The sequence below is a fragment of the Gardnerella vaginalis genome (assembly GCF_001546485.1).
Taxonomy (GTDB): Bacteria; Actinomycetota; Actinomycetes; order Actinomycetales; family Bifidobacteriaceae; genus Bifidobacterium; species Bifidobacterium vaginale_D.
In genome coordinates this window covers 1021-1862 of the sequence record NZ_KQ956866.1, presented here as the reverse complement: position 1 = coordinate 1862, position 842 = coordinate 1021, and positions in this window count along the sequence as shown.

Genomic DNA, 842 nt, shown 5'->3' with positions numbered 1-842 from the left:
TTTCTTACACACTTTTTGGCCTATAACCCGAAAGTGCAGTGCACTTTCAGTGAAAGCTCGGTCTGCCTTCGTCTCGATTGACGCAGGCAGGGCAGATTAGTTTGGTTGTTTTTGCTTTAGGCTTTTTAATTCGCCGAGCTTGCTCAGATTGGAAGCACAGTGTGCTTCCAACGCAAGTGAGGTCTGTCTGCGTCTCGATTGACGCAGGCAGGGCAGGTTTTGTATGTTCCAACGCAAGCGAGGTCTTTCTGCGTCAATAAAGACGCAGAAAGTGTGGGCTAGTGTGTTTAGTGTAGTGTGTTAGGTTTGGGTTGCCGTATTTCGCGCTTGAAGCTTTTTTCATGCCAAAAACCATTGAAATATCAACGTTTTTGGCTTGTTTTCAGTGTTTTTCTGTTTGGCATTTTCTAGTATTAAATATCATTATGCTTGATTATAAACGGGGTATTTATGATTATAAACATGGTGTTTAATGGGGTGAATATCGGGTTGTAGGTTATTCAAAACTCATGTCTTTTAAAGCATAGTCTTGTCTCTTAGTTTGAGATGAACTTTCTATTAGTTGCTGAAGATGTGTTATGTCGGCATGTCGTGCAGTATATGGGTAAAAACGTTGGTATTGCAGTATTTTTTGTGTGTTGTGAGGGTATTCGTGTGACTTTCCTGAGAATTTTCTGAAAAATTTTTAAAAATCTTAAAATTCACGTTTTTTACGATAAAACACAACAGTACAATATTTTTTACGTCTTTTTATTCAAAAATAGTAGTTTTTATGGTAAATATTTGCATTCTACGTTATTTTTGTGAAGAAGGTGCTCTTGACTTTTTTGAACGGGGGGGGG